Annotated in this window: 25 protein-coding genes and 1 pseudogene; 12 read left to right on the top strand and 14 right to left on the bottom strand. The window is 40.5% G+C overall.

The features are described 5' to 3' along the window. Positions 1 to 386 precede the first annotated feature (386 nt). The gene (locus CKY02_RS01885) at positions 387 to 638 is read right to left on the bottom strand and encodes a hypothetical protein (protein WP_238399133.1); all 252 of its coding nucleotides are present in this window, start codon (positions 636 to 638) and stop codon (positions 387 to 389) included. A gap of 279 nt (positions 639 to 917) precedes the next feature. Between CKY02_RS01885 and rlmA the strand changes: the two genes are divergently transcribed. Then, positions 918 to 1,736: a 23S rRNA (guanine(745)-N(1))-methyltransferase gene (gene rlmA, locus CKY02_RS01880; RefSeq protein WP_112894003.1), complete on the top strand. Its 819-nt coding sequence runs from the start codon at positions 918 to 920 to the stop codon at positions 1,734 to 1,736. A 57-nt stretch (positions 1,737 to 1,793) separates the two neighbouring features. On the opposite strand, the gene mntP is transcribed toward rlmA, so the two are convergent. The 6 genes from mntP to CKY02_RS26125 all read right to left on the bottom strand — a co-directional run bounded on the left by mntP (position 1,794) and on the right by CKY02_RS26125 (position 6,146). Continuing rightward, positions 1,794 to 2,375: a manganese efflux pump MntP gene (mntP, locus tag CKY02_RS01875; protein WP_146747378.1), complete on the bottom strand. Its 582-nt coding sequence runs from the start codon at positions 2,373 to 2,375 to the stop codon at positions 1,794 to 1,796. 424 nt (positions 2,376 to 2,799) lie between these two features. Beyond that, the gene (locus CKY02_RS01870) at positions 2,800 to 3,258 is read right to left on the bottom strand and encodes a DUF986 family protein (protein WP_112875695.1); all 459 of its coding nucleotides are present in this window, start codon (positions 3,256 to 3,258) and stop codon (positions 2,800 to 2,802) included. A gap of 66 nt (positions 3,259 to 3,324) precedes the next feature. Further along, positions 3,325 to 4,191, bottom strand: a complete 867-nt coding sequence (locus CKY02_RS01865; RefSeq protein ID WP_162120276.1) for a PTS mannose transporter subunit IID — start codon at positions 4,189 to 4,191, stop codon at positions 3,325 to 3,327. Positions 4,192 to 4,204: 13 nt separating this feature from the next. Further along, entirely contained in the window at positions 4,205 to 5,005 is an 801-nt protein-coding gene (locus CKY02_RS01860; protein WP_112894000.1) for a PTS mannose/fructose/sorbose transporter subunit IIC, read from the bottom strand. A 75-nt stretch (positions 5,006 to 5,080) separates the two neighbouring features. Next, the gene (gene manX / locus CKY02_RS01855; protein ID WP_112893999.1) at positions 5,081 to 6,064 is read right to left on the bottom strand and encodes a PTS mannose transporter subunit IIAB; all 984 of its coding nucleotides are present in this window, start codon (positions 6,062 to 6,064) and stop codon (positions 5,081 to 5,083) included. Next, positions 6,021 to 6,146 carry a hypothetical protein gene (locus tag CKY02_RS26125; protein WP_274382167.1) on the bottom strand — a complete coding sequence of 42 codons (126 nt, stop codon included), beginning with the start codon at positions 6,144 to 6,146 and terminating at the stop codon, positions 6,021 to 6,023. The genes manX and CKY02_RS26125 overlap by 44 nt, the downstream gene beginning before the upstream one ends. A gap of 455 nt (positions 6,147 to 6,601) precedes the next feature. On the opposite strand from CKY02_RS26125, the gene CKY02_RS01850 reads away from it, so the two are divergent. Then, positions 6,602 to 6,787 (top strand): hypothetical protein, encoded by a 186-nt coding sequence (locus tag CKY02_RS01850; RefSeq protein WP_112893998.1) that lies wholly within the window; start codon positions 6,602 to 6,604, stop codon positions 6,785 to 6,787. A gap of 24 nt (positions 6,788 to 6,811) precedes the next feature. On the opposite strand, the gene CKY02_RS01845 is transcribed toward CKY02_RS01850, so the two are convergent. From CKY02_RS01845 to CKY02_RS26595, 4 genes and pseudogenes are all read right to left on the bottom strand, one after another. Next, positions 6,812 to 8,176, bottom strand: coding sequence for an L-serine ammonia-lyase (locus CKY02_RS01845; protein ID WP_112893997.1), 1,365 nt, complete (start codon positions 8,174 to 8,176; stop codon positions 6,812 to 6,814). A 171-nt stretch (positions 8,177 to 8,347) separates the two neighbouring features. Continuing rightward, the gene (locus CKY02_RS01840) at positions 8,348 to 8,911 is read right to left on the bottom strand and encodes a CoA pyrophosphatase (protein WP_112893996.1); all 564 of its coding nucleotides are present in this window, start codon (positions 8,909 to 8,911) and stop codon (positions 8,348 to 8,350) included. Then, a pseudogene (locus tag CKY02_RS01835) lies at positions 8,908 to 9,543 on the bottom strand (anthranilate synthase component I family protein); the annotation flags it as partial. The gene CKY02_RS01840 and the pseudogene CKY02_RS01835, both read right to left, overlap by 4 nt. Beyond that, positions 9,485 to 9,856, bottom strand: a complete 372-nt coding sequence (locus tag CKY02_RS26595; RefSeq protein WP_420800726.1) for a hypothetical protein — start codon at positions 9,854 to 9,856, stop codon at positions 9,485 to 9,487. The pseudogene CKY02_RS01835 and the gene CKY02_RS26595, both read right to left, overlap by 59 nt. 120 nt (positions 9,857 to 9,976) lie before the next feature. On the opposite strand from CKY02_RS26595, the gene CKY02_RS01830 reads away from it, so the two are divergent. The 3 genes from CKY02_RS01830 to pip all read left to right on the top strand — a co-directional run bounded on the left by CKY02_RS01830 (position 9,977) and on the right by pip (position 11,665). Continuing rightward, positions 9,977 to 10,162, top strand: coding sequence for a YoaH family protein (locus CKY02_RS01830; protein WP_112893995.1), 186 nt, complete (start codon positions 9,977 to 9,979; stop codon positions 10,160 to 10,162). A 101-nt stretch (positions 10,163 to 10,263) separates the two neighbouring features. After that, positions 10,264 to 10,638 carry a protein YebF gene (yebF, locus tag CKY02_RS01825; protein WP_112893994.1) on the top strand — a complete coding sequence of 125 codons (375 nt, stop codon included), beginning with the start codon at positions 10,264 to 10,266 and terminating at the stop codon, positions 10,636 to 10,638. A 73-nt stretch (positions 10,639 to 10,711) separates the two neighbouring features. Beyond that, on the top strand, positions 10,712 to 11,665 hold the full coding sequence (gene pip, locus CKY02_RS01820; RefSeq protein WP_112893993.1) for a prolyl aminopeptidase: 954 nt from the start codon (positions 10,712 to 10,714) through the stop codon (positions 11,663 to 11,665). 174 nt (positions 11,666 to 11,839) lie between these two features. Here the strand turns inward: pip and CKY02_RS01815 are convergent, their stop codons facing one another. Further along, positions 11,840 to 12,070, bottom strand: coding sequence for a DNA polymerase III subunit theta (locus tag CKY02_RS01815; protein ID WP_112875704.1), 231 nt, complete (start codon positions 12,068 to 12,070; stop codon positions 11,840 to 11,842). 313 nt (positions 12,071 to 12,383) lie between these two features. Between CKY02_RS01815 and ftnA the strand changes: the two genes are divergently transcribed. From ftnA to CKY02_RS01795, 4 genes are all read left to right on the top strand, one after another. After that, on the top strand, positions 12,384 to 12,887 hold the full coding sequence (gene ftnA, locus CKY02_RS01810) for a non-heme ferritin (RefSeq protein WP_112875705.1): 504 nt from the start codon (positions 12,384 to 12,386) through the stop codon (positions 12,885 to 12,887). 194 nt (positions 12,888 to 13,081) lie between these two features. Then, positions 13,082 to 13,468 (top strand): CopC domain-containing protein YobA, encoded by a 387-nt coding sequence (gene yobA / locus CKY02_RS01805; RefSeq protein ID WP_011146910.1) that lies wholly within the window; start codon positions 13,082 to 13,084, stop codon positions 13,466 to 13,468. Positions 13,469 to 13,470: 2 nt separating this feature from the next. Then, on the top strand, positions 13,471 to 14,364 hold the full coding sequence (gene copD, locus CKY02_RS01800) for a copper homeostasis membrane protein CopD (protein WP_112893992.1): 894 nt from the start codon (positions 13,471 to 13,473) through the stop codon (positions 14,362 to 14,364). A gap of 86 nt (positions 14,365 to 14,450) precedes the next feature. Continuing rightward, positions 14,451 to 14,792 (top strand): YebY family protein, encoded by a 342-nt coding sequence (locus CKY02_RS01795; protein WP_112893991.1) that lies wholly within the window; start codon positions 14,451 to 14,453, stop codon positions 14,790 to 14,792. A 351-nt stretch (positions 14,793 to 15,143) separates the two neighbouring features. Here the strand turns inward: CKY02_RS01795 and CKY02_RS01790 are convergent, their stop codons facing one another. Continuing rightward, the gene (locus CKY02_RS01790) at positions 15,144 to 15,386 is read right to left on the bottom strand and encodes a DUF1480 family protein (protein WP_112875709.1); all 243 of its coding nucleotides are present in this window, start codon (positions 15,384 to 15,386) and stop codon (positions 15,144 to 15,146) included. A gap of 45 nt (positions 15,387 to 15,431) precedes the next feature. Continuing rightward, positions 15,432 to 15,569, bottom strand: a complete 138-nt coding sequence (locus CKY02_RS24225; protein WP_167405253.1) for a hypothetical protein — start codon at positions 15,567 to 15,569, stop codon at positions 15,432 to 15,434. Positions 15,570 to 16,178: 609 nt separating this feature from the next. Here CKY02_RS24225 and CKY02_RS01785 point away from each other — a divergent pair. The 3 genes from CKY02_RS01785 to prc all read left to right on the top strand — a co-directional run bounded on the left by CKY02_RS01785 (position 16,179) and on the right by prc (position 19,547). Beyond that, positions 16,179 to 16,676: a GAF domain-containing protein gene (locus CKY02_RS01785; protein ID WP_112875710.1), complete on the top strand. Its 498-nt coding sequence runs from the start codon at positions 16,179 to 16,181 to the stop codon at positions 16,674 to 16,676. Positions 16,677 to 16,771: 95 nt separating this feature from the next. After that, positions 16,772 to 17,476 carry an RNA chaperone ProQ gene (gene proQ / locus CKY02_RS01780; RefSeq protein ID WP_112875711.1) on the top strand — a complete coding sequence of 235 codons (705 nt, stop codon included), beginning with the start codon at positions 16,772 to 16,774 and terminating at the stop codon, positions 17,474 to 17,476. A 19-nt stretch (positions 17,477 to 17,495) separates the two neighbouring features. Continuing rightward, entirely contained in the window at positions 17,496 to 19,547 is a 2,052-nt protein-coding gene (gene prc, locus CKY02_RS01775; protein WP_112893990.1) for a carboxy terminal-processing peptidase, read from the top strand. The last annotated feature ends 47 nt before the right edge of the window (positions 19,548 to 19,594 follow it).

Below are 19,594 nucleotides of genomic sequence, written 5' to 3'. Positions count from 1 at the left end.
GATAAAGCATCTTTAAAGAAGTTATGACATACTTCACGTACAGGCATAGCAGTGACCTTATTGACTTGGTGGAACAATCAGTAGATCACACAACGCTATGCCTGTCTATTTTCTGGGGATTCCTCAGCGTCTCAAGCGGGGTTTTTTCATATCTAGCCACTTAACTGTGGTTTTTTTATTTTTAACCAATCTGCTCCGACAGTTTTTTTTATAAGTGAAACATGGCAATAAAAGAATTTAAGTGGTGAACTCAGGTACAGAATGTTGGCTGCACTCGCTCATCCCGGTCATATAGTTATCTATGCTCCCGGGGATTCACTCCCTTGCCGTCGCGATGCATCTTGAAATCCATAGGGTATAGATTGATATCACCTTGATTAGATTGCTTAGCTATTTTGGGATGTTTTCCGGTGACTCTTTGGCCCATATATCGTCTCTTTCCCTGTAGATAATATAATTTCATCATTGAATTGCTTTAATGCCGCAGCAAAGTCTGCACGGATTTTATCCAGATCATCTGCTAAAGTATCAACATCACTTTTCTGTGGGATAAAATCGAAATAGTTTGTATTGGGCATAATATCGAATTTCGGTGAAATTGATCTTAATTTATTAAAATATTGTATGAAAATATTCATTATATTACCCGCATTATTAGTTGTTTCTATTAGTTAAATAATTTATTAGCAATGATGTTTTCTTAAGTTTTGATTGAAGAATCATACCTGATAAATAGATTTATGCCATAGAAATATTGCGAGCCGTTTCAAAAAAAGGACTGAAAATAATGGAATATAATTTCATTCAAGATAATGATTAATCGTTTATATAGAATTATTAATTAGTATGATTTACGATGAAAAGTATCAGAATATGCTATAGTGCTGGCTGGTTTTTGCTTATATTTTTGGAATATTATGTCTTATCAATGCCCCTTATGTCATCAATCTTTATTGCTCACTCGACAACAATGGTGCTGTGAGAATAATCATCAGTTTGATTGTGCTAAAGAAGGGTATGTTAATTTGATGCCCGTTCAGCATAAAAAATCCAAGGAACCGGGGGATAGCCCGGAGATGATGCAATCAAGAAGAGCATTTTTGGATTCAGGGCATTATCAGCCATTACAACAACGGGTTTCGGAATTACTGGAAAAGTATCTGCCAGAAAATGCAGAGAGTTTGCTGGATATAGGATGCGGTGAAGGTTATTACACTGCTGCGATTGAAGCACAGTTAGGCAAGAGGCGTAATCTTAAAATCTATGGATTAGATGTTGCTAAGATCGCGGTTCGTTATGGCGCTAAGCGCTATTCTGCTGTCAGTTTTTGTGTTGCGTCGAGTCATCGTTTGCCATTTGCCGATAAATCGCTTGCCGGGGTGTTAAGAATTTATGCACCTTGTAAAGCGGAGGAGCTGGCAAGGGTGGTTAAGTCACAGGGAATTGTTTTGACAGTTACTCCCGGCCCTCGCCATCTTTATCAGCTCAAGGAGTTGATTTATCAAAATATTCATCTTCATCCATTGAAGGCGGAACCGTTGGAAGGATTTGAATTGATAACCGATGAATCGTTATCTTATCCAATGAAATTAGATGGCGTGCAAGCGTATCATTTATTACAGATGACACCATTTGCCTGGCGAGCAACAGAAGATGTGAAAAAAGAATTGGCAGATAGAGCGCTGTTTGAATGTGAAACTGATTTTATACTGCGGGTCTATCAACGCCTTAATTGATCAAGATTTCAGCCCAAAATATAGCGTTCAATAGATGAATATTTTGGGCTGGTGGCTTTATTTGGCGTACATAAATAATTCGAGATGTTCAAATAAGATATTGAAGCCAATCGCAATCAGAATCAGCCCACCAATAAGCTCAGCGCGTTTGCCTAGCAGTGGGCCAATATAACGGCCAATTAATATTCCTAATGTTGCCATAATCATTGTCACCATTCCGATAGCCATCGCAGTGTGTACGATATTGACTTCAAGGAACGCGAGCCCAATACCAATTGCCATTGCATCCAGGCTGGTGGCAATGGCTGTTGTTATCAACACTATTGAGTTATTGCGGCAGGGTGATTCACACTTTTTTTCCTGATTTGCTTTAAAACTCTCTGTTATCATTCTACAACCTAGAACAAATAACAGAGTGAAAGCAATCCAGTGATCCCACTCCATAATATACTGGCTGGCGTAAAGCCCTATCGACCAGCCAATCAATGGGGTACAGGCTTCTACTAAGCCAAATATCAAACCTGTACGGATTGCTTCACGAAAATGTGGTCTATGTAGTGCGGCCCCTTTACAAATTGCAGCAGCAAAGGCATCCATTGAGAGTGCTAAAGCCAGGATAAGGGTTGCGTACATATTCATTAATATAGCCTCGGTTGGGTGTTTCCATATACATATAATCCACCCCCAACCAATGATGGTGTTATATGCAATGGTCTTGCCAACCGAATTAATAGCTATCCCATTAGGCTATCTTTTTGCTATTTTGAGCAACAATAATGCCTGTTAGGATAGCAATAAGGCTACCCGCACCACGTTTATTTTGTAACGAGCGTGTTGATACGGGCTTTTCAGAGAAATTAACTAAATCGTTTCTCTGAAACAGGCTACTCCCCATGACAATTTAAAAGATAGCACAATAATTCAAAAAGGGAAAATAATATTATTTTTAGGGTTAAGGCACGATATTGATAATAATTATCATTATCTGTTTTATAGGGAAAATAAAAGTCAGCGTAAGGCTGACTGTTTATTATTTGCTTTTTTATTTATTATTTTTTCTTATCTATCTGTTTTCGATGAGAAATTTATAAATTCTTTCCAAATCATCAATTTGGCTTACTGATATATATAATTTCTTGTTTTCTAAACCAATAACCAGAATGCCATCTTCAGATAAATTCATAGTTTTTATCCGGTTATAGGAAATAAAGGTATTTACATAGAAGAAACCGTTATTTTTAAAAAATAATTTAGGCGAACGTATATAGGCAATATAAATAGTCATCAAGATAGTAAACAGCAATAAATATGTGGTTAAACGGCTACCATAAGCAGTAATATTATTATAAACAACAATAAGTATCAGGATAATAAAGATGAGTGCATCAATTTTATGTTTTCTTTTTAGCTTTATTTGTAAGTAAGTTTTCCCTTTTAGAAAATTAACCACGAATTCGTCATAAACAGCAAAAGCTAGCATTAGTACGATTAAACCAGCTAATACTATATCATTAAGGCTCATTCCTTATCCTTGCATTGTTATGAAAAAGAAAATATGGGGAGGAGTTCCTCCCCGAATGATATTGTACTAGAGACCAAGGAAACCAAATCTGGCACCAATAATCCCCAGAATAAAGAAGCCAATAATGATCCACAGGGCATTGACTTTATGTCGTAATAACCACATACAAGCAAATGTCAGCAAAAGTGGTACCAAGCCTGGCATCAATTGATCGAGGATATTTTGAACCGTGGTTATTGTCTTTTCACCTGTCTGTTGGTTAGGAATTTCTGATACAATCAGCGGGATATTGACTTTCGTCCATTTATTAACTAATGCCCCCATAACAAATAGACCAAGGATTGACGCTCCTTCCGTCATTTTTTGCAAGAAGCCTCCACCCATATCTTGAACGATATTGATCCCTTTCTTATAACCATAAGAGATACCTGAATAGAGAACTAATAGGCGTACTAGATTGAATAAGAAGAAGAACAAGACAGGCCCAAGCCAGCTACCACTCATTGCCAGGCCAGCACCCAAAGCAGCAAATACTGGGCGGACTGTCCCCCAGAAAATAGGGTCGCCAACACCGGCCAATGGCCCCATCAGACCGACTTTGATACCGTTAATCGCACCATCATCAATCGTTGCGCCATTAGCACGCTGTTCCTCCATTGCCAGAGTGACACCCAGTACAGGTGCGACGACGTAAGGGTGAGTGTTAAAGAATTCGAGGTGGCGTTTGAGTGCCTGTTTACGCTCATCGGTGTTTTCTGGATACAAACGACGAAGAGCTGGCACCATAGAGAAACAGAAACCTAAAGCCTGCATACGTTCAAAGTTCCATGAACCTTGAAATACATTAGAACGGAGAAATACACCACGGATATCACTGGGTGTCAGTTTTTTCTGGTCTGCTGTCTGAGCAGTCGTTTTTGTTGTATCTAACATGTTGCTCATCCTTTTAATCTAATTCGTTATCAAGGTCGTTATTGGTGTGTCCTGGGGTAGCCACTACCTGAGATTTGTTATATTTAGGGCTTAGCTGGATGTACAGCACAGCCATAACAATACCAATAATGCCTAATGCAACCAGGTTAAAATCAGTGAATGCCGCTGTGACGAAACCGAGATAGAAGAAGGGCATTAGGTAACCGGCACGCATCATGTTGATAACCATTGCGTAACCCACAACGACGATCATACCCCCTGCGATGTTCAAGCCATCTGTTACCACTTTTGGAATAGAAGCAAGTAACTGCTGGACTTCGTTGGTACCAACCGATAGTGCAACGATCAGGGCAGGGATGGCGATACGCATAGCCTGGAGCAGTAATGCGGATAGATGGATCAAGCTAATCGCACGTAGGCTGCCACGTTCTGCCGCGTTGTCAGCAGCATGCTGAAAGGCGACTGTGATGGTACGTACAATGATAGTCAGCACTTGCCCTGCTGCTGCCAGTGGAATGGCCAAAGCGATACCTTCACCGATATCACGACCACCCGCGATGACCAGAATCGTTGAGATGATTGATGCTAAGGCCGCATCCGGGGCAATTGCAGCACCGATATTCATCCAGCCAAGAGCGATCATCTCTAGCGTACCACCGATAATGATACCGGTTGTCATGTCACCAAGAATGATCCCGATTAAGGTGCAGGCCACGAGTGGGCGGTGGAATTGAAATTCATCAAGAATGGAATCCATTCCGGCTATACAAGCTACGATGAATATCAATGCAATTTGAACAACGGTGATTTCCATTGTTTGTCTCCTGTAACCAAATTAAATTTGGTGAGAAATTTTTGTCATTGAGTGATTTTTGTCGTTGAGTAATAGTTAAATTGCTCTGTTCTGATTTTCGTTTTTAACCTTCTGGAGTAGATCCATCATTTGTAAGCGGCTGTCACTGGCAACCTTACGGGCTTCAAGTTCAATGCCTCGTTCATTTAGTTTTTTGAAGGCTGCAATATCGGTCTCATCAACGGATATTGCGTTGTTAACTTGCGTTTTTCCCTGACGGAAAGCCATTCCACCAATGTTGACAGAAGTGATATCGACACCATCTTCGACTAAACGCAAAACATCTGTTGGGTTTGTAAACAGCAACATGACACGTTCATTGGCGTATTTCGGGTTGTTATAAACGCGAACACATTTTGCAACATCAACAACGTGAGCACTGAGCCCCGGTGGAGCAACTTGTTTTAGCAAGGTGGTACGGACAGTATCAGCAGCAACTTCATCGCTGACGACAATGATCCGTTTGACATTGGTTTCTTTTGTCCAACGAGTAGCGACCTGACCATGAATGAGGCGGTCATCAATTCGAGCCAGTGCAATTTTCATATGACCACCGGTTGATGGTGCAAATGAAGGTGCCGCAACGGATGCCACGGGCTTGGCTGGTTCAGCTTTTTGCAGTTCTTCTGTTTTCGGGGTCCGGATGCCTTCTTTCCCGGTTTCCAGAGCAACGGAAACCAGTTCTGCCAGAGATGGCTTATCATCTCGACACATAAAGGTTTCAACCAACATTGGAACGTTAACTCCGGTGATGATCTCATAATTCTCTTTATCTACGGCGATACGGCTAGCCGCATTGAATGGGCTTCCTCCCCATGTATCGACAAGAAACAGTACACCTTGCGCTGTATTAAGCGTCTCCAGTTTACTGTTGTATTTTTCAAATAAGGTATCGGCATTTTCATCAGGAAAGAAGTCAATGTAAGAAACATTTTCTTGCTCTCCAATTAACATCTCTGCGGTACGAAGCAGTTGCTCAGCCGCAGCCCCGTGTGTGCCAATCATAATGGCTATACTCATTTGTTTTCCCCTCTGTTAACAATATATACCCGTCATCTTTCAAGTTGCCTCTTTGTTGGCTGCACTCACTCACCCCGGTCACATAGTTTGCTATGCTCCCGGGGATTCGCTCCCTTGCCGTCGCGACGCATCTTGAAATCCATAGGGTATCAACGTAGGATTATTACAAAGTTACTGCAATAATTTTGATGAATCACTCCTCCAATAAAAATCTTATTTGTATGAATAGCGACCTTTTATCAATATGATACCTAAATATTTGACTTGATTTAGACTTTATCTCTTATTGACTGAAAAAATCGGCTGTTAGATTAACATTAGAAATACCAGAGGAAAATTGCTGTCAGTCAGAAAAAATGAAATAGATAAAAATGTTAACCACAAAACAATTTAATAAGCTAAAAATCGCAAAATTAATTTATAATTATCTATAATTTGCTTATTGTTAGATATTTATTCTGTTTTCGATAACATCTTATTAGTTTAAAATGGAAAACATATTCATCTTTTTAGATCAAAAGATGATCATTCCACGTTTTGGTCAAAAAATATCCCAACCATAGGGTAGGGATATTTTCATTACAGAAGCATTTACTGATTAAAAAACAAGTTATACCCGTCATCTTTCAAGTTGCCTCTTTGTTGGCGGCACTCACTCACCCCGGTCACATAGTTATCTATGCTCCCGGGGATTCGCTCCCTTGCCGTCGCGATGCATCTTGAAATCCATAGGGTATATTTATTTGATTAATCACACTGAACCTTAATTGCTAACCCACCGCGGGATGTTTCACGATATTTAGCGTTCATGTCTTTACCTGTTTCGTACATGGTTTCAATAACTTTATCGAGAGAAACGCGCGGTTCACTGGTACGGCGCAAAGCCATGCGTGCAGCATTGATTGCTTTTACTGACGCAATGGCATTTCGTTCAATACAAGGTACTTGTACCTGGCCTGCTACCGGGTCACAGGTAAGGCCGAGGTTATGTTCCATACCGATTTCAGCCGCAACACAGACTTGTTCAGCGCTGCCACCGAGCAGTTCAGCAAGGCCGGCTGCTGCCATCGAGCAGGCAACACCTACTTCCCCTTGGCAACCTACTTCAGCTCCAGATATCGATGCATTCATTTTATATAGGATGCCAATAGCGCCAGAAGCCAGGAAATAGCGGATATAGAGCTCTGGTGTTACAGGTTCAATGCAATGGTTGTAATAAGCGAGTACGGCAGGAACAATGCCACAAGCGCCATTGGTTGGTGCGGTAACAACACGCCCACCCGCAGCATTTTCTTCATTGACTGCCAAGGCAAACATATTCACCAAATCCACGACATTCATTGGATCATTAGATAAATTATTTGATGAGGTTAGCATACGATGTAATGCCGCTGCCCGGCGAGGTACACGCAGTGGGCCAGGTAAAACCCCTTCGGTGTTCAAACCACGTTCAATACAAGCCTGCATGGTATCCCAGACATCGGCAAAATAGGCATTAATTTCTTCTTTGCTGTGGAGATCCAGTTCGTTTTTCATCATTAAACCGGAAATAGATAACCCGGTTTTATTACAATTCATCAGTAATTCTTTTGCTGAATTGAATGGATATGAAACTGGTTTGGTATCCTGAGAGGGTTTACCAAAGTGTTCTTCATCAACAATAAAACCACCACCAATCGAGTAGTAGGTTTTGCTATAAACTTTTTTGTCCCCCGCGAATGCGTGAATTTGCATGCCGTTTTCATGTAATGACAGATTATCACTTCGGAAAACCATGCCGCTATCACGTGGGAAATCGACTTCATGTAAACCGTTGGCTAGTTTAATACGCTGTGTTTGCTCTACATCACGAATAAAACCGGGGATCGAATCAATATCAACGGTGGCGGGTAAATTACCTGCCAGACCCATGATAATGGCGATATCCGTATGATGACCCTTGCCGGTTAATGAGAGTGAGCCGTAAACATCGACGGCTACACGCGTGATAGAAGGCATTAATCCCTGGTTTACCAGATCGTCGACAAACTGTTTGCCGGCTTTCATCGGGCCAACCGTATGAGAGCTAGATGGGCCAATACCGACCTTAAACATGTCGAAAACGCTAATCACGCCAGACTCCTTAAAAAAGATAGAGATATAGTTATATATATTGAGGTACGCTACTTTACTGTGATTTAGTAGTGTTGATAAGGGAGTTTACAGGTTTTTTTGAATTATGATAGCAACAGCGATAAAGATGAGTAAAAAAAATACAAATTTGTTATCCTTAAATGATTTGGATCAAACCTGAATTTGTTGAGCTAATTGATGAATTATTGTCGCTGTCAATCCCCAAATGAGATGCTGCTGATACCAGTAAAAATAGATACGATGCCGCTGACCACGGCGACTAACATCAAGATAATGATAACTCGAAAGTGAAAGCGCTTCAGATAGAGGAACTTCGAATATTTTGGCAACTTCCGCCGGGTTGCTGTGGAGGGATAATCCGGGGGGCAATAATCCGACAATAGGCGTCACCAGATAGCCACTGATGCTATTTAAAGGAGCGAGTTGTCCCAGAACCTGAACTTTCTGATGAGGTATGTTAACTTCTTCTTCCGCTTCTCGTAGTGCTGTCGCGATTATTGATTTATCTTTAGGATCAGCAACCCCCCCTGGAAAGGCGACTTGACCGGCATGTGATCGTAAAGTGGCGGAGCGTCGGGTCAATAATAACGTTGGCTTCGGTTTGCAGATGATTGGTAATAACACCGCAGCATGGCGGTTGTTATCTGAAAGCCGTTTAGGTGGTGGTGGAAGTTGTAACTGAAATCTGTTAACGAAATCAGACAGTGATATCATATTACTTTTATTTTCCCTAGTTGCGGCAAGATACGATTCAACTTATCAAATGTTTCCTGATACTCTTTTTCAGCAATGCTGTTGGCAACGATTCCGCCACCGGCCCAGCAATATATTTTTTCTTTCTCAGTTAAGAGAGTACGAATGGTGATATTGCTGTCCATTGTGCCACAGAAACTAATATAGCCAATTGAACCACAATATCCATGTCGGCGGTGAGGTTCAAGCTCTTCTATTATTTCCATTGCTCTGATTTTAGGAGATCCGGTAATAGAACCACCGGGAAAGCAGGCACGTAATAAATCCGTAGCATGTTGTTCATTTGGCAGTGTTGCGGTGATTGTGCTAACCAGATGATGAACGGCAGGGCATTGTTCAACTACAAATAATTCAGGAACTTTAACTGACCCCGGTGTGGCTACCCGGCCAATATCATTACGCAATAAATCGACGATCATCAAATTTTCAGCCTGGTCTTTTTTCGAGGCTGCCAGTTTTACAGCTTGCAATATGTCCTTTTCTGTATTACTTAAGCGCGGTAATGTTCCCTTAATCGGGCGAGTTTGAATTTGTTTATTTTCCAGGAGTAAAAAACGTTCGGGAGAGACGCTGATAACGCTGTTTTCCGGTAAACAGTGTTATCCGTGGTTCTGCAACCAAAATATCGAACCGGTTATGGGGATGGTTGGCAGCACCAGAATGGAGCAGCATCGCCCAAGACTGATTTGAAATCGGCGCGAAATAGTTGATGGCAGCGTCTGGTTGATAGGGTAATCGCCGTTTTTGTAGTGAAATGCTCATTATATACCTGTCATCCTTCAAGTTGCCTCTTTGTTGGCTGCACTCACTCACCCCGGTCACATAGTTATCTATTCTCCCGGGGATTCGCTCCCTTGCCGCCGCGATGCATCTTGAAATCCATAAGGTATAGTGTTGGTTTAGCAATTGTAATGCAAAAGTTAGTCTTGATTTTAATCCTTACAGATTAACATAGAAATCCATTCCTTACTTGAGTTAAAAATCGCTATACTCTTCGGCATAGATCACTTTATAGAGGTTATTATCATGTTTTCAGAGATGCCAACTTTATCCCATGAGGAACAGCAACGAGCGGTAGAAAAAATTCAGCAATTGATGGTTGAAGGAATGAGCAGTGGCGAAGCGATTGCGTTGGTTGCACAAGAACTTCGTGAGCGGCATCGAGGAAAAGAGCAGGTTAATGTGGTGTTTGATGATGAAAAATCAGCATAATTAAATTATTTATTTAACAATAATCACACATTTATTTTACCTGACATGTTAGGTTAGCTCCATATTTAATCTCTTACTTTGAGATATTAACGGGAGGTAGTATGAAAGCATGTCATATCATTAACAGAGTTGGCCTATCAGGTGCTGCACTTTTGCTCACTGTTTCATTCACAGTATCTGCTGTGTCGGAGAACAAACGTGTTGATAAATTTATTTCTTGTGACAATTTAACTAAATCGCAAATTGCCGCTCAAGTAAAGCGTGATTTTCTGCAAAACCGCATTAACCATTGGCCAGAAGATAGAAAGCAATTGGGAACGTCTAAACCAGTGGTGTGGGTAAAGGCGGAAAATATCACTGGCGATAAAGATATATTAAAAATTCCGCTGACTGTTCGTGGTTCTAAGCGTGACAAAGATTACCGTGTTGTCGTTGATTGTCAGCAAAATACGATTAGCTATAGTGAATTGAAATAACATTTTCTGATAGTTATGTCTACCCGTCATTAGACGGATACCAGATTTGGTGTTGGCCAGTAAAGGAAATGTTATGTCAGAATTGAGAAAATTATATCCGGCTTGTGAAGCTTATCGTTCAGGGTATTTGGATACAGGCGACGGCCATCAAATTTATTGGGAATTGTGTGGTAATCCTGTAGGTAAACCGGCTGTATTTATTCATGGTGGGCCGGGTGGTGGTATTGCTTCTTATCACCGTCGGTTATTCGACCCGAAGAAATATCATGTCATGTTATTTGATCAGCGTGGTTGTGGGCGTTCAAGACCTCATGCCAGTTTGGAAAATAATACCACTTGGCATTTAGTTGAAGATATTGAGCGCTTACGTCAATTGATGGGAGTAGAAAAATGGCTGGTATTTGGTGGTTCGTGGGGTTCAACTTTATCTTTAGTTTACGCCCAGACTCATCCCCAACACGTTTCTGAATTAATTCTTCGGGGAATTTTCTTGCTGAGACCACAAGAGTTGCACTGGTATTATCAGGATGGTGCTTCTAATTTCTTCCCTGACAAATGGCAACGAACGGTATCTATTTTATCGGAAGGAGAACGAAAGGATGTGATCAGAGCATATAATAAGCGGCTGACTAGTAATGATCTTCGGGTGCAATTAGAAGCCGCGCGTCTCTGGAGTTTATGGGAAGGAGAGACGGTAACATTGCTTCCTTCAAATAATGTAGAGTGTTTTACGGAAGATGAGTTTGCTTTGGCATTTGCTAGGATTGAGAACCACTATTTTATCAATGAGGGTTTTATGAATGAGGAGCAGCAACTGTTGAATAATATTGACGTTATACGGGATATTCCGGCAGTTATCATTCATGGCCGATATGATATGGCTTGCCGGGTGCAAAATGCTTGGGATCTGGCGCAGGCATGGCCGGAAGCGGAATTACATATCATTGAAGGAGCAGGGCATTCATTTGATGAGCCGGGTATTTTACATCAGCTTATTAGTGCAACAGATAGGTTTGCAGATCAGTAATTGGATATACCCGTTATCTTTCAAGTTGCCTCCTTGTTGGCTGCACTCACTCACCCCGGTCACATAGTTACCTATGCTCCCGGGGATTCGCTCCTTTGCCGTCGCGATGCATCTTGAAATCCATAGGGTATATAACCACCGGTTATCCGGTGGTTACCCATTCTTACTGGATGATCAGCGGCCTTTTGGCTCGTAGGGTAAATTGGAAAATTGTTTGGATAATTGGCGATAATGCACTAAACGTTGTTGAAAATATTGCCGCAGATGTTCGGGTTGTTCTTGTTCAACTGTATCAGGAAGTACCGGCATATTGTAACGTTCCTTAAAGGCTACACCAGAAGCTGCCAAATCAACATTCACTTTGTCCATATTCTCTGTAGAAAGTTCGGCCAGATTATGTTTCATCAGTGTCTCTCTCATTCACAAAGTGATAAAACTAATCCAGACAGGTTTTTCTGGCAAGGGCTGAATTGATTATTTTATAAATATAAATAATATTCATTATCATTAAATATCAAAATTCCTTGATGAAGATTATTTTGTAAATGTGATTCATTTTCATTTAAATATATTAAATGAGATTTATTTTCATTTTTTTATTAAAAAATATATTTATATTTCAATGTGATATCTATTTTTATTTATTTTTATTATTGGGGTTTTATTATTTTCATTTAATTGGCATAATATAGTTCAATTAATAACTGGAGTATCTATTATGTTAAATCAAGAAATGGTTAATAAATTAAATGAGCAGATGAATCTGGAGTTCTATTCTGCGAATTTATATCTGCAAATGAGTGCATGGTGTAGTGAACAAGGGTTACCAGGTGCCGCTGCGTTTTTTAAATCGCACTCTCAGGAAGAGATGCAACATATGCATCGCTTGTTTGAGTATCTGAGTGATACAGGCGCAATGCCACGTTTGGGGCAAATTGATGCACCTTCGGCCGATTATGAATCTATATCTCATGTACTCAATAGAACTTATGAACACGAGAAATTTATTACTGCCGAAATTAATAAACTGGCTCATTTGGCGATAACCGCGCAGGATTATTCTACTTTTAACTTTCTGCAATGGTATGTAGCAGAACAGCATGAAGAAGAGAAATTGTTTAAATCTATCCTTGATAAACTGGATATGGTTGGTGAGGATGGTAAAGCACTTTTCTTATTAGATAAGGATCTGAAAGGTCTGGCTGCTGCAAATCCTGTCTAATGAAATGGAATTAATTAGCCGCAGTAGTCGCAATAACTTTAGGTATTTAAAGTCAATACTGCGGTTTTCCTTTATTTTTGCGCGATAGTTCACAAGACGAAATTCTTATTGTAAGTTATCGCAGATAAAATAATTCTTTTGATATAAAATGATGACAATTCGTAGAGATTCATTTGAAAATTAAGAGGTTATTGATGACCATTAGCACAATCCGCTCTTTTGGCCGAAAATTATCTGCTTTAATTGTCCTTTTTGTTGCCATATCTTGCCAGCAAGCTTTGGCTCATGCGCATTTAACAGAACAAATTCCGGCAGAAGATACTACAGTAGAAAATACACCGCAGGTGATCACGCTAAGCTTTTCTGAAGGTATTGAGCTGAGTTTTAGTAAAGTAAAAGTGATTGGCCCGGAAAATAAACCTATTAAAACGGGAAAGTTGAAGCTTGATCCGGCAACTAATACGAAACTTATTCTTCCTATCGAAGATAAACTGACGACAGGGAGATATGATGTTAACTGGAGCGTGGTCTCTGTTGATGGGCATAAGACTAAAGGTGTCTATAGCTTTACAGTGAAATAATTATGTCTCTAGCGGCGCTGTATATTCTTTGTCGCTTCACTCATTTCGTGGCAGTTATGTTAGTGTTTGGCTTTAGCATATTTACTGCCATATTGGTTCCTGAGCGTTTATCTGTTCTGATTGATGCGCACCTTCGTGTAGGGGTAATTATCAGTACAGTTGTGACATTAGTAACAACAATGGGATGGTTGGCAATTCAATCGGGAATAATGGGTGATGGTTGGCAGGATATTTGTAATCTAGAAATCTGGTTGGCAGTATTGGGAACAACTTTTGGTAAGGTTTGGCAATGGCAAATACTGGTTTCAATAGTTGCTACAGGGTTTTTGTTTATCAGTAAACAAAAAGCCAGAAATATTTTGATGTTAATCAGTTCTGCTGTTTTACTCTCCTGCCATGCCTTTATAGGCCATTCGGTAATGCATGATGGGATAACAGGTGTTTTTTCTCAGATTAATCAGGTAATTCACTTAGTGAGTGTTGGATACTGGTTTGGTGGATTATGGCCGTTTTTGTTATGTTTGCAATTTTTACGGATACAAAATGAATTGGCTATAGGGTTGGATAAACAGATTATGATCTCTATGATGCGTTTTTCCACATATGGTCACGTTGCTGTAACCCTGATTATCATTACTGGCATTATAAGCAGCTTAATTTTGCTACCGAACTGGCCGAAATATAGCGGTAGTGAATATCAATCCATGCTATGGCTGAAGATAGCATTGGTGGTGGGTATGGTGATGCTTGCATTAATTAACCGCTATATCTTGGTTCCTAAACTGAAGCAACCTGGCCGCTATCAATTGTTGATTATCAATAGTTGGGTTGAAATTATTCTTGGAGCATTGGTTCTATTATGTGTTGCTGTTTTTGCTACTTATCAACCGATTTGATTTTCTTAATTAAGCGCCTATCTTAATATACCCTATGGATTTCAAGATCCATTTCGCTTGCTTTTATATCTACATTGGTAACTATTATGAAACATTTACTTTTATTACTTTCCTTATTTTGTCTCTCTTTTCAAAATGTTGCTGCACCGATTGAAACGGTGAGTAAGCTACAATTTGGTGATAAATGGGCATTTACGCGGGAAGAGGTGATGTTGGATTGCCGAGCAAATAAGGCTCTGTTTGTGATTAATCCAAGTACGTTAGTGCAATACCCATTGAATGATATAGCCACGGATATGATGAAGGTAGGGAAAGTGAATGCTAAGTCTTTGGATATTATTCTATTGGCTGATAGCAAAAATCCGACTCAAAAAATGAGTATAGAGCCATTCCAACAAGCAGCTTTAGCATTGTGCGATAAGAGATAATGTCATTGAGTAAGCAATATACCCGTTATCTTTCAAGTTGCCTCTTTGTTGGCTGCGCTCGCTCACCCCGGTCACATAGTTTGCTATGCTCCCGGGGATTCACTCTCTTGCCGTCGCGATGCATCTTGAAATCCGTAGGGTATAGCGTCTATTTTGGCTTAATGGAAGATGTTGTTTTTGATTATTTATTATCCAAAAAGTTGGTAAAATGCAAGTATGTCAGCTACTCTTTAAATTGTAAGTTGTTTTTCGTCTCAATGACACTTTTAGCGCACGGCTCTTAAGAGCCATTTTCCCTAGGCCGAGTAGAGGAGTCAACTCGGCCTCTTTTTGTCACAATTTTTGTGGACATCAGACCACCCTCATAACCCATGCATGTTTTTGTCTATCATAATGCTTTCGGTAGAGAAGAATGTGTTTATCGTTTAGTAAGGCGGGAATACTGGTATGTTCATCCCATCCATCCAACTGCATACAAAGTTCGTGGTCGGAATTACAAGGAATACTAATGGTGATATCGTCCTCTTGGGAAGGTGAAGAGAGAATAGCATCATCAATTTCGTAGCTGGAAATTCTTAATTTTGTCTGGTTCATGATCGCTCCTTAACTTTTAGATAACAGGTAAGACCAGTATGGCCATCATTGAGAATAGATCAAATAGCTGAGATTTCCAGTAATAATATTTTCTGTGCTGGATAATCGGTAGATGATATTGCTGTTATACCCGTCATCTTTCAAGTTGCTTCTTTGTTGGCTGCACTCACTCACCCCGGTCACATAGTTATCTATGCTCCCGGGGATTCGCTCCCTTGCCGCCGCGATGCATCTTGAAATCCATAGGGTATATAATGATCTGTTCTAAAACTTACTCTTGTCATATTGCTTTTTTTATCTCTGTTATTCTTTGACCTTTTATACATTCAGTAGGAAATATTTATTTGGTGTGGTAATAAGGACTCAAAGTGTTGGTGATGGTGTGGTAAATGCAATAATTCTATGGATAACTTGTTTGAATGTTTGGTTTTTTTACTACACCACTAGTCAATTCTCAAATGAAAGGGGCTAATGAGTGATACTGTTATCAGATAATTGATCTTTATAATTGTGTAAAAACTCAATTTGATTTTATTGTATGAGGGCATAGAGGCACTAACAGTGAATCATATTCATACTGGTTGTACCTCTGATAATGTTTTGGTGAAGTAGTGTGATATCTCACTAGCCTTTGCAAGTATTCAATAAATATAATTAAAGAATATCTTATTAAAGACAGTAAAAAATTTACGTCAGTGTGACAGACTGTTAACCTTATTGTCATGGGCACTTGATGTTTTTTTGATATAAAAATAGAGATGCGTTTTGTGAATTTCATCGGATAGGTCAATTATGAATAAAAATGAGTTCTATCGGGAGCTTACGGGAGACCTAAAAGCTCTGTTGTCTGGTGAGTATGACTTAATAGCGACGCTGGCTAATACCAGTGCATTGTTGTATGAACGTTTGCATGACGTTAACTGGGTTGGCTTTTACCTGATTGATGGTAATACGTTGGTGTTAGGGCCATTTCAGGGAAAAGTTGCTTGTGTCAGAATACCTGTTGGCAAGGGGGTATGCGGAACGGCTGTATTGAAAAAGCGTATCCAGCGTGTTGATGATGTTCATGCGTTCCCTGGTCATATCGCCTGTGATGTTGCTAGTAACGCTGAAATTGTGTTGCCGTTGATCGTAAGCGATAGAATTATTGGTGTATTGGATATTGATAGTACGGTCTTTAATAGGTTCGACGAGAAAGACGAATTTGGCTTACAAGCCCTTATTGATGGGCTTTGTGCTCATTTAGAACAGTGCGTTGTGCCGAAATATGTTGAATTGAATGTAACTTAACATATGGATAACGTGGCATTTATCAGCAACGCTATTATAATGACGCCAGTTCATGCCTATGCTGGTTGGCAAAACCGTTGTAATCAGGAAATTTCATGGAAAATCAACCTAAGTTGAATAGTAGTAAAGAGATTATTGCTTTTTTAGCTGAGCGTTTCCCGCTCTGTTTCGTAGCCGAAGGTGAAGCTCGTCCTTTAAAGATCGGTATTTTTCAAGATATCGTTGAACGTATTCAGGACGAAGAGTGTTTAAGTAAAACACAACTGCGCTCCGCCTTGCGTCTGTACACATCAAGTTGGCGTTACCTGTATGGTGTGAAAGAAGGTGCGCAGCGTGTTGACCTTGATGGTAATTCATGCGGTGAATTGGAAGCGGAACACATTGAACACGCTCTTCAGCAACTGACTGAAGCTAAAGCACGGGTTCAGGCACAGCGTGCAGAGCAAAGAGCTAAAAAACGTGAAGCTGAAAATGTGGCTGCTGGTGAAAAAAATGAACGGCCCACAGCCAAGAAACCAGCTCCTCGTCGCCGTGCTAATAATACTGAGGGGGAAAAACGGCAGCCACCACGCCAGCAAAAGCGCCCTCAGCAAGCACGTAAACCCGTTGCTAAACCTGTTCAACCTGTACCGATTCAGATTGTCGATGTTTCATCGCTGAAAATTGGTCAGGAAATTAAAGTAAGAGTGGGTAAAAGTTCAGTGGATGCTTCTGTGCTTGAAGTCGCCAAAGATGGTGTACGGGTACAATTGCCTTCCGGTTTGGCAATGATTGTACGCGCAGAACATTTACAGTTCTGATACGGAGGCCGACCTGGGCATGAACAAATTCGTCAGACTGGCTTTTGTCTTAGGTGTTTCAATTTTTGGTACTTGTTATGCAAATACAAACAGTCCAGTGGCTGTTCCTGTTGGTATTGAACAATTACCTATATTGAAGCAAGAGCCTCAGCATTCAACAGTTAGCGAGCGGGTAACATCCCGCTTCACTCGTTCTCATTATCGCCAATTTGATTTAGATGGTGATTTTTCGGCAAAAATATTTGACCGCTACCTTAATATACTGGATTACAGCCATAACATATTATTGGCGTCAGATGTTGCTCAGTATGCCGATAAGAAAAAGTTGTTAGGCAAGGAATTGGAAAATGGAAATCTGGAAATTCCGTATGACTTGTTTAATTTGTTACAGAAACGTCGCTTTGAGCGCTATCAGTACGCTTTATCGCGTCTTGAACAGCCAATGAATTTTGATGGTAACGATACAATTGATGTTGATCGTTCCAAAGCCCCTTGGCCACAGAGTGTGGAAGAGCTAAATAAACTTTGGGATGCTAAAGTTAAATATGATTGGCTCAACCTCAAGCTCAGCGGCAAAGAGGACAAGAAAATCAAAGAGATGCTCACCAAACGCTATCAATCTGCGTTAAAACGTCTGACACAAAGCCAGAGTGAAGATGTTTTCCAATTGATTATGACTGCGTTTGCCCGTGAAATTGATCCTCATACTAATTATCTTTCACCACGCAATACTGAACAGTTTAACTCAGAAATGAGTCTTTCCCTGGAAGGGATTGGTGCTGTTTTGCAAATAGATGATGACTACACGGTTATAAATTCTTTGGTTGCTGGTGGACCTGCCGCCAAAAGCAAAGCATTAAACGTGGGTGATAAGATTATCGGTGTTGCCCAGTCAGGAAAGTCTATGGTGGATATTATTGGCTGGCGTCTGGATGATGTGGTTGCGCTGATTAAAGGTCCTAAAGGGAGTAAAGTGCGGCTTGAGGTTATTTCTGATACCAAAGGGGCAAAACCGCGTACTGTTATTTTAACTCGCGAACAGATCCGTTTGGAAGATCGGGCTGTGAAGATGTCAGTTAAGACCATGGGTCAGGAAAAAGTGGGCGTGCTTGATATCCCCGGTTTTTATGTTGGTTTGACTGATAATGTTAAAACTCAATTACAAAAACTGACCAAACAGCATGTCAGTGCTATTGTCATTGATTTGCGTGGCAATGGTGGTGGTGCGCTGACAGAAGCGGTTTCTTTATCAGGCTTGTTTCTCCCAAGTGGCCCGGTTGTCCAGGTTAGAGATAATAATGGGAAAATTCGTCAGGATTTTGATACTGATGAAGTGGTGTACTATAAAGGACCTTTGGTTGTTCTGGTAGACCATTTTAGTGCTTCTGCTTCTGAAATTTTTGCTGCAGCAATGCAGGATTATGGGCGAGCGTTGATTGTTGGTGAACCGACTTTTGGTAAAGGTACAGTTCAGCAATATCGTTCTTTGAGTCGTATTTACGATCAAATGATGCGTCCTGATTGGCCATCACTGGGGTCTGTCCAATATACGATTCAGAAGTTCTATCGTGTCAATGGCGGTAGTACTCAGCGTAAAGGGGTTACTCCTGATATCGTAATGCCTACGGGGGTTGATCCGGCAGAAACCGGGGAAAGTTTCGAAGATAATGCTTTGCCTTGGGATAGCATTCCTCCTGCCCGTTATACAGGGTCTAAAATGATTGCTGCATTGGTTCCTCAGTTGAATGTTGCTCACAATGCCCGCATTACAACTGATCCAGAATTCAAGTATATCAATGAGGATATTGCTCACTATGAGGCGCTGAAAGAGCATAAAAATATTGTTTCTCTGAACTATGCACAAAGAGAGAAAGAGAATAAAGAAGCGGATGCTCTGAAGTTGAATCGCATAAATGATCGCTTTAAACGCGAGGGTAAAAAACCGTTAACTTCACTGGATGATTTGCCTAAAGATTATCAGGGGCCAGATCCCTATCTTGATGAGTCAGTGAAGATTGCACTTGATTTAGCGCACCAACCTGCTGAGAAAATGTTGGCTAAGTCTAAGTAAAATAATGGGTTAAAGCCTGTTAATGATTAATGCCCAATATCGTTCGC

Origin of the sequence: Photorhabdus bodei, assembly GCF_003287735.1 — a bacterium.
Classification (GTDB): Bacteria; Pseudomonadota; Gammaproteobacteria; order Enterobacterales; family Enterobacteriaceae; genus Photorhabdus; species Photorhabdus kayaii.
The sequence above is the reverse complement of the archived record's forward strand: the minus strand, read 5'-3'. Positions and strand labels throughout refer to the sequence as shown.

Bases quoted from the DNA above. Each gene is read 5' to 3' on its own strand.
- ftnA (WP_112875705.1), top strand. From the start codon at position 12,384: ATGTTAAATCAAGAAATGGTTAATAAATTAAATGAGCAGATGAATCTG.
- CKY02_RS01885 (WP_238399133.1), bottom strand. From the start codon at position 638: ATGAATATTTTCATACAATATTTTAATAAATTAAGATCAATTTCACCG.
- CKY02_RS01785 (WP_112875710.1), top strand. From the start codon at position 16,179: ATGAATAAAAATGAGTTCTATCGGGAGCTTACGGGAGACCTAAAAGCT.
- CKY02_RS01795 (WP_112893991.1), top strand. From the start codon at position 14,451: ATGAAACATTTACTTTTATTACTTTCCTTATTTTGTCTCTCTTTTCAA.
- CKY02_RS01870 (WP_112875695.1), bottom strand. From the start codon at position 3,258: ATGAGCCTTAATGATATAGTATTAGCTGGTTTAATCGTACTAATGCTA.
- manX (WP_112893999.1), bottom strand. From the start codon at position 6,064: ATGAGTATAGCCATTATGATTGGCACACACGGGGCTGCGGCTGAGCAA.
- prc (WP_112893990.1), top strand. From the start codon at position 17,496: ATGAACAAATTCGTCAGACTGGCTTTTGTCTTAGGTGTTTCAATTTTT.
- CKY02_RS01830 (WP_112893995.1), top strand. From the start codon at position 9,977: ATGTTTTCAGAGATGCCAACTTTATCCCATGAGGAACAGCAACGAGCG.
- CKY02_RS01790 (WP_112875709.1), bottom strand. From the start codon at position 15,386: ATGAACCAGACAAAATTAAGAATTTCCAGCTACGAAATTGATGATGCT.
- pip (WP_112893993.1), top strand. From the start codon at position 10,712: ATGTCAGAATTGAGAAAATTATATCCGGCTTGTGAAGCTTATCGTTCA.
- CKY02_RS01865 (WP_162120276.1), bottom strand. From the start codon at position 4,191: ATGTTAGATACAACAAAAACGACTGCTCAGACAGCAGACCAGAAAAAA.
- copD (WP_112893992.1), top strand. From the start codon at position 13,471: ATGTCTCTAGCGGCGCTGTATATTCTTTGTCGCTTCACTCATTTCGTG.
- rlmA (WP_112894003.1), top strand. From the start codon at position 918: ATGTCTTATCAATGCCCCTTATGTCATCAATCTTTATTGCTCACTCGA.
- yebF (WP_112893994.1), top strand. From the start codon at position 10,264: ATGAAAGCATGTCATATCATTAACAGAGTTGGCCTATCAGGTGCTGCA.
- yobA (WP_011146910.1), top strand. From the start codon at position 13,082: ATGACCATTAGCACAATCCGCTCTTTTGGCCGAAAATTATCTGCTTTA.
- CKY02_RS01815 (WP_112875704.1), bottom strand. From the start codon at position 12,070: ATGAAACATAATCTGGCCGAACTTTCTACAGAGAATATGGACAAAGTG.
- mntP (WP_146747378.1), bottom strand. From the start codon at position 2,375: ATGAATATGTACGCAACCCTTATCCTGGCTTTAGCACTCTCAATGGAT.
- CKY02_RS01860 (WP_112894000.1), bottom strand. From the start codon at position 5,005: ATGGAAATCACCGTTGTTCAAATTGCATTGATATTCATCGTAGCTTGT.
- proQ (WP_112875711.1), top strand. From the start codon at position 16,772: ATGGAAAATCAACCTAAGTTGAATAGTAGTAAAGAGATTATTGCTTTT.
- CKY02_RS01840 (WP_112893996.1), bottom strand. From the start codon at position 8,911: ATGATATCACTGTCTGATTTCGTTAACAGATTTCAGTTACAACTTCCA.